Source organism: Gluconacetobacter dulcium (assembly GCF_014174165.1).
GTDB lineage: Bacteria > Pseudomonadota > Alphaproteobacteria > Acetobacterales > Acetobacteraceae > Gluconacetobacter > Gluconacetobacter dulcium.
This window is the reverse complement of sequence record NZ_JABEQN010000047.1, coordinates 1-7,320: the sequence shown is the minus strand read 5'-3', so window position 1 is coordinate 7,320 and position 7,320 is coordinate 1. Positions and strand designations below refer to the sequence as shown.

6 protein-coding genes and 1 pseudogene are annotated in these 7,320 nt (G+C 63.0%); 5 read left to right on the top strand and 2 right to left on the bottom strand.

The window, feature by feature from the left end; translation table 11 throughout:
- Positions 1–69 precede the first annotated feature (69 nt).
- The 5 genes from phoU to HLH25_RS19640 all read left to right on the top strand — a co-directional run bounded on the left by phoU (position 70) and on the right by HLH25_RS19640 (position 5,962).
- Positions 70–765: a phosphate signaling complex protein PhoU gene (phoU, locus tag HLH25_RS19660; RefSeq protein ID WP_182975699.1), complete on the top strand. Its 696-nt coding sequence runs from the start codon at positions 70–72 to the stop codon at positions 763–765.
- A 25-nt stretch (positions 766–790) separates the two neighbouring features.
- On the top strand, positions 791–1,513 hold the full coding sequence (gene phoB / locus HLH25_RS19655; protein ID WP_114727376.1) for a phosphate regulon transcriptional regulator PhoB: 723 nt from the start codon (positions 791–793) through the stop codon (positions 1,511–1,513).
- Between the two features lie 32 nt (positions 1,514–1,545).
- Complete coding sequence (locus HLH25_RS19650) at positions 1,546–2,841, top strand: ATP-binding protein (RefSeq protein ID WP_182975698.1); 1,296 nt, start codon at positions 1,546–1,548, stop codon at positions 2,839–2,841.
- 85 nt (positions 2,842–2,926) lie between these two features.
- Positions 2,927–3,931 (top strand): phosphate ABC transporter substrate-binding protein PstS, encoded by a 1,005-nt coding sequence (pstS, locus tag HLH25_RS19645; RefSeq protein ID WP_182975697.1) that lies wholly within the window; start codon positions 2,927–2,929, stop codon positions 3,929–3,931.
- Between the two features lie 324 nt (positions 3,932–4,255).
- The gene (locus HLH25_RS19640) at positions 4,256–5,962 is read left to right on the top strand and encodes a hypothetical protein (protein WP_182975696.1); all 1,707 of its coding nucleotides are present in this window, start codon (positions 4,256–4,258) and stop codon (positions 5,960–5,962) included.
- A 369-nt stretch (positions 5,963–6,331) separates the two neighbouring features.
- On the opposite strand, the pseudogene HLH25_RS20710 reads toward HLH25_RS19640, so the two are convergent.
- A pseudogene (locus HLH25_RS20710) lies at positions 6,332–6,514 on the bottom strand (LysR family transcriptional regulator); the annotation flags it as partial.
- 155 nt (positions 6,515–6,669) lie between these two features.
- On the bottom strand, positions 6,670–7,149 hold the full coding sequence (locus tag HLH25_RS19635; RefSeq protein ID WP_182975695.1) for a CBS domain-containing protein: 480 nt from the start codon (positions 7,147–7,149) through the stop codon (positions 6,670–6,672).
- Positions 7,150–7,320 lie beyond the last annotated feature (171 nt).

The window sequence follows — 7,320 nt, the reverse complement described above, 5'->3', positions numbered from 1 at the left end:
CGAGCGGCGCACCCAGGATTACATCACCGGCCGGTTCGGCTGAGTTCGGCGGGCAGGGGGAAAGACAGCATGGTGAAGGAACAGGCGCACACCGTCCGCAGCTACGAGCAGGAACTGGATCAGGTCCGGGGCATGCTCGTCCGCATGGGGGGAATCGTCGAAAGCCAGATGGCGATGGCGATGGCCGCGATCGTCGACCGCGACGAGGACGCGGCGGTGGAGGCGTCGGAACGCGATCCGCAGGTGGACGAGCTGGAGCGCGAGATCGAAACCCTGTCGATCCGCCTGCTGGCGCTGCGGGCGCCGATGGCGGGCGACCTGCGCGAGATCGTGGCGGCGATGAAGATCTCGGGCGATCTGGAGCGCATCGGCGATTGTGCCGCCAGCATCGCGCGCCGCACCCTGCGGCTGGAGGCTGGCGATGCCAGGCTTTCGCCGGGTGGTCTGCGCACCATGGGGCGGCTGGTGCAGGAAAATCTGCGTCGGGCGATCGACGCGATGAGCCAGCAGGACAGCGAGCGCGCGGTCGAGGTCTGGCAGTCCGACGCGGCGGTGGACGAGCTTTATACCGCCATGTTCCGCGAACTGGTGACGTACATGATGGAAGACCCGCGTACCATCCGGTCCTGCACGCATCTGCTGTTCATCGCCAAGAACCTGGAGCGGATCGGCGATCATGCCACCAATATCGCCGAGCGGGTCTATTTCGCCGCGACGGGCGAGCAACTGCCGGTTGCGAGACCGCGCGGTCTCCCGGTGGTATGACGGAAGCGAAATGATGTCGGGTACGATGACGGATACGGGTGAAGGCACTGCGGGCGGCGGGCGGCGGACATATGTCCTGGTGGTCGAGGATGACGACGCGCTGCTGATGCTGGTGCGGTATAATCTGGAAAAGATGGGATACGAGGTCGGCGTGGCCGAGGACGGGCACCAGGCGCTGGCACGGGTCGCGGAGCGCCGGCCTGACCTGATGATTCTGGACTGGATGCTGCCGGGCCTCTCGGGGCTGGATGTGTGCCGGCGCCTGCGCGAGCAGGAGGCCACCCGCGCGCTGCCGATCCTGATGCTTACCGCCCGGGCCGGCGAGGCCGACAATATTCGCGGGCTCGATGTCGGTGCCGACGATTATGTCGTCAAGCCTGTCAGTATCGAGGCGTTGCAGGCGCGTATCCGCGCGCTGCTGCGCCGTGCGCCGCCGCTGGAGCAGGTTCTGCGTTTTGGCGACGTGACGATGGATACCGTCGCCCATCGGGCCGAGCGCAACGGCCGCGCCCTGGCGCTGGGGCCGACCGAATACCGGATCCTGGAGTTCTTCCTGCGCAATCCGCGCCAGGTCTTCTCGCGTGAGGATCTGTTGCAACGGGTATGGGAGCGTGGGGTGCATGTGGAACTGCGGACGGTCGACGTGCATATCCGGCGCCTGCGGCTGATCCTGAACGGGCCGGGCGAGGGCGATATCGTCCGGACCGTCCGGGCTGCGGGCTATGCCCTGGACGACCCGCGCCCCTGATTGCGGGGCCTTCGCGCGCCGGGAGTTGAACCATGTCCGCAATCGTGGCCGAGAATATCGTGGCGGGCATCGGCGTGCTGGCGGCGGCCGTCATGGGGTGGCGCATGATCGCCAGTCGGCGGGCCGCCACCATGTCGGTGGCCAGGGGGGATTCCGTGCATGCAGCGCCCCCCTCGGCCGATGTCCTGTCGCGCATGATCGAGACGCTGGACCTGGTGCCGGCGGCTGTTCTGGTGCTGGATGCCGGGGGGCGCATCCTGCATGCCGGGCCGGGCGCGTGGGAATTGTTCGGCGACAGTCTCGGCGCGATCATGCGCCATCCGGCTCCGCTCTCCGCTGTGCTCGAATTGCGGGACGGTGAGCGGGTCGAAGTGGACATGATGCTGGATGTGCCGATCCGCCGCGCGGTGCGCGGGCAGTTCCGCCGGATCAGCATCGGGGCGGGCCAGTCGGTCGTGCTGGCAACCCTTCAGGATGGCAGCGAACGCGATGCGCTGGAACGCATGCGGACCGATTTCGTGGCCTATGCCAGCCACGAACTGCGCACCCCTCTGGCGGCGTTGACGGGGTTTATCGAGACGCTGCGTGGGCCGGCCGCCGACGACCCGCAGGCGCAGCAGCGCTTTCTTGGAGTCATGGCCGGGCAGGCGGCCCGCATGCAGCGCCTGCTGGACCGGTTGCTGATGCTGTCGCGCGTGCAGATGATCGAGCATCGCAAGCCGCGCGGCACGGTCAGCCCCGCCGCGATCGTCTCGCGGGTGCGCGACGAAGCCGCGCCCCTGCTGGATGGGGGGCCGGCCACCCTGAACGTCGATCTGCCCGCCGGCCTCCAGGATTTTGCCGGCGATGCCGATCAGGTGGTGCAGGTGCTGCTGAACCTGATCGAGAATGCGATCAAATATGGATCGGATGAACGCGATCGTGCGGTGACGATCGGCCTGCGCGTGCGCCAGACGGTGCCGGCGGCGCTGATGGGCGTGGTGGGCGCGGGCAAGATCCAGGGGGCGGCCCCAGGTGGCGGAGTCAGGCAGGGAATCGCCTTCACGGTAACCGATAACGGGCCGGGGATCGAGGCACGCCATCTGCCCCGTCTGACCGAACGCTTTTACCGCGTGGAGGGCAACTCGCCCCGGCGGACCGGGACCGGGCTGGGCCTGGCGATCGTCAAGCATATCATCGACCGGCACGAGGGGCGGCTGACGGTGGAAAGCGCGGTGGGGAAGGGAACGGCCTTTACCGTCTGGTTTCCGTTCGGCGACGGCGTGTCTCCGAAACGTCATGAAACTGTCATGGACACATCATTCCCTCAGCCTGCTGATCCGGGCTAGGAGGGGGCACCCGGGAGAAGCGTGCCACAACGCCTTATCGCCGCTGCCGGGTTTGTCTGTCACGCTCGTTCAGGAACGGAACCCGATGCGTCGTCCTGTCAAATTCCTTGCCGCTCTTATGGTTGCGGCCGGTCCGGCTGCCCTTTCCGTCGCGCACGCCGCCGACATCACCGGAGCGGGCTCCAGCTTCGCCGCCCCGATCTATGAAGCCTGGGGCGCGGCCGCCAAGAACGCCACCGGCGTTGCCGTGAACTATCAGAGCGTCGGTTCCAGCGCGGGCCAGAACCAGGTCCTGGCCGGCACGGTCGATTTCGGTGCGTCCGACGCCCCGATGGATGCCGCCAAGCTGGAAAAAGGCTCGCTGTTCCAGTTCCCCACCGTGATGGGCGGCATCGTGCCCGTGGTGAACATCCCCGGTGTGAACGCCAATGCGCTGCGCCTGACGGGCGATGTGCTGGCCGGCATCTATGCAGGCACGATTTCCTCCTGGAACGATCCGAAGATCACGGCGCTGAACCCGGGGCTGAAGCTGCCGGACCTGCCCATCGCGACGGTTCATCGCGCGGATGGTTCGGGCACGACCTTCGTGTTCACCTCCTATCTGTCGCGTGAATCGCAGTCCTGGCACGATGCCGCCGGTGCCGGCAGCTCGATCGCCTGGCCGGGTGGTGTGGGCGCCCGTGGCAATGACGGCGTGGCGGCTTCCGTCCGCAACACCGAAGGCGGCATTGGCTATGTCGAATACGCCTATGCCAGCCGCAACCACATGACGACGGTGCAGCTCAAGAGCAAGGCCGGTGATTTCGTCACCGCCAACCTCGACAGCTTTGCCAAGGCCGCCGGTGCCGCCGACTGGAAGGGCGCGACGAACTTCGCGGTCGACCTGCTGGACACGCCGGGCCAGGGCGCCTGGCCGATCGTTTCCGCGACCTACGTGTTGGTGCCGAAGCCGTCGAAAGATGCCGATAAGGGCGCTGCGGTGCGGAAATTCTTCGGCTGGGCCTTCGATAATGGCGATTCGGCTGCCCGTCGTCTGGATTATGTCGTCCTGCCGGCTTCGGTGAAGGCCGCTGTGCGCGCTGCCTGGTAAAAAGGTAAGTCCTATCAGTATGGACAGGCGAGGATTTCGGTCCTCGCCTTTTTTTGTTGGCTCTCTCCCTTGTGGGGGAGAGCTTTTTTTATCCGGTCTCCTTCCGTAATGTTGCAATATTTATGTCATGCATTGCGAGTCTATTGCCGAACATTTCTGTTCCATCAACGGTGTGATATGTTTGCAACAGAGTATTTTTCAATAAATTCCAGTGCGTTATGACGTTTTGTCATTGATCTGTCACATCTCGGTTATAAAATCATCACACCAAAAGAAAGCAGGCCAGTTTACCAGTTCGTCATCTTCACTTTCGGAACGGATGACATGCGTCTGCGATCCTCTCTTTCCGCCTTGTTTTGCAGTACGGCACTGCTGGGTACCGTCTCTACGATCCATTCAGCGGCGGCAGCCGACTCTCAGAGCGCGCAGATGCGTGAACTGCGTGAGGAGATGTTGGAGATGCGGGGCCAGATCAAGGCCCTGAAAGCCCGGCTGGGCGAGACCGACAAAAATGTTCGGGCCGTTCGGCGTGTTGTGACACATCACTCGGAAATGTCGCCGAATACGGCAAAGGATATCCGCATCGGGGAGCCCGCGCCGGCAAGGCCGGGTATTCTCGTGGGGAGCGGAAATGGTAGCTACGCCAACCAGACCGGTTATGCGCGTGTTACCGGCATGCCAATCAGTGGCGGCGGTCCGAATGCGCCGCTGCACAAAGGGCAGTTCAAGATCGGTGGCGTCAAGATCACGCTCGGCGGCTTCTTTGAAATGGCTGGCATCTATCGGTCCAGGAACGAAACCGCAGACATCAGCTCGAATTTCGCTGCGATCCCCTGGATGAATTCCCCCAACGCTCATATGAATGAATTTCATCAGACAGAGCGCCAGAGCCGTTTTGCCGGCCTGGTCGAAGGGGATCTGAACAACCATTTGCATGTCGCGGGCTATACCGAACTCGATTTCCAGGGAGCTGGCTCGTCTTCCAACTCCCGGCAATCGAATTCCTATGTGCTGCGTTCACGCCTGATGTATGCGTCGCTGGAAGACAAGGCCAACGAATGGTACGTGTCGGGTGGTCAGATGTGGTCGATGGCGACCATGTTCAAAAAGGGCATGGGTCTGCGTGACGAGAATATCCCCCTGGTCATCGACGCGCAGTATCTTCCAGGCTTTACATGGACGCGCAATACGGGCGTTCGCGTCGTAAAGGGCTTCAATCACGGCGAATATCATGTGGGTCTGGCGCTGGAAAACCCGCAGGCCGTATGGGGTGGAACGACGTATAAGCCGCCGGGTTCGACGGCCGTCACCATCAATAATCCGGGCGGCCAGGTCGAGAATTCCGACACCACGTATTCTGACGACATCGCGCCCGACATCATTCTCAAAGCCACGGCCGACGAATCGTTCGGTCACTTCGAGGCTCTGGGCATGATGCGCTTCTTCCATGATCGCGTGAGCTATCTGGGCCACGGCAGAAGCCACGTCACGGTAGGCGGCGGCGGCGGTGGCGCGATGCTGATCCCCATCGTGAAACATAAACTCGACTTTCAGGCGTCGGGTCTGGTTGGCGATGGCGTCGGACGCTATGGAACGTCGTCACTTGCCGATGCCACAACCAATCGTTTTGGAACACCGGTTGCGATGCCCGAGGCGCAGGTCATGGCGGGCCTGATTGGCCATCCGATCAAGGCGCTTGATATTTATGCCTACGGCGGCATGGAAGATATTCTGAGCGGTCGATTCTTCAACGTCGGTAATTCGGCATATGGTTATGGCAACCCGAATTATGTGACGACCGGATGCGATGTCGAAGGGGCTGCTGCGGCAACCTGTGGCGCCAACATCAAAAGGGTGACGCAGGGCACGCTCGGCTTCTGGTGGCGCTACATGCAGGGTGATTACGGCACTCTTCAGTTCGGTATGCAGTATTCCTATACGGACGTTGCTGGCTTCCGTGGTGCTGGCGGCGCACCGCATACGGACGATAACATGGTATTCCTGTCGATGCGCTATCTGCCGTTCCAATAAGCAGCCGTTCGGGAATCTATCGGTTCCGTGTCCGGAAATTCCTGGGTATGAATCTGAAGGTGCGGGTCTATCCCGCACCTTTTTTTTGATCTGGTACATGAGGGCGGGGGGGTCGCTCTCATCATGCCCCTTCGATGCGTTCCGTAGCGTGGTGTAGGAGCGAGATTGGCTGCTGAGGCGGCCACGACCGGTCTTTGATAGGGTTCGAATGCGACAACGAACCTGAAGGACCTGACGATGACCGATGAGAAGATGGCGCTGCTGGAGCTTGTGGAGCAAGCCTCCGATGGCGATTTTGATCCGGTCGCGGAAGCGGCCGATGTCGCGCGGTAGGTCGTCGGTTGCGTTCAGGACCTCGCGGCCTTCCGGCTTGAGGGCAAAGCCGCCGCGGCCCCGACGATACTGGCGGATGCGTAGTCGTTGTTCCAGGGACGAGATGTCGATGCTAATCGACGACTTGCTCTTACCCAGCGCCAGTTTGGCGGTGGCGAAACCGCCAAGCGTCGCCACGGTGCGGAATGCACGCAGCAGGCGCAGATCGACTTCGGCCAACTGGCCGGAAATGCCCTAGGGGGAACGGACCGGGGCAGGCCCGCGCCGGGGATCGGGCAAGGGGAGCATCCTTCCTCTCTGCGAGGAAGGGTGCATACCATGGTCCGGCGGCGGGATGCTATTGGCCGGCGGTTCGGGCGCCCGCGTTCAGGGGCTCAGGAGACGAACGGTTGGGGCGGCATTGGGGCGTGACTGCTCTCCTGCATGACGTAGGCGCGCATCTCGCGGGCCAGACTCTCGGCTTCCTCCAGTCGCATTCTTACGATGTCGCCGATGCTGACCAGCCCGACCAGATGGCCGCTGCCATCGAGGACGGGCACATGGCGGCTATGGCGGCGGGTCATCTTGCGGGCAACCGAGTGAATATCCTCCGATCGGGTTGCGGTGGGGACTTCGCGGGTCATGATGTCGCGCGCCGTCAGGCCCTCGATCCGCGCGCCGTGATGCGCCAGGGCATCGACGATCGAGCGCTCCGACACCATGCCGGCAAGGTGGCCGGCCGTGTCGACGACCGGTACGGCGCCGATATGGCGTTCGGCCAGCAGGCGGGCGATCGCCGTGACGGGTTCCTCGACACCGACGGTGATGACGGTAGGACCCTTGTCGTTGAGGATATGCAGGACGGGGATGCTCACGGGGTATTTTCTCCTTTTTGGTCCACGCTTCATAAGTGGCGTGGTGCGACCGTCTGCACATGGGGGCAACTGTGTTGATCATGTGATCTGCAAAGTCTGACCTTTCTGGATCATGGCATTGAGGATGACGAGAAGCTGGCGTGCGATGGCGATAAGGATGGTCTTGGGTGC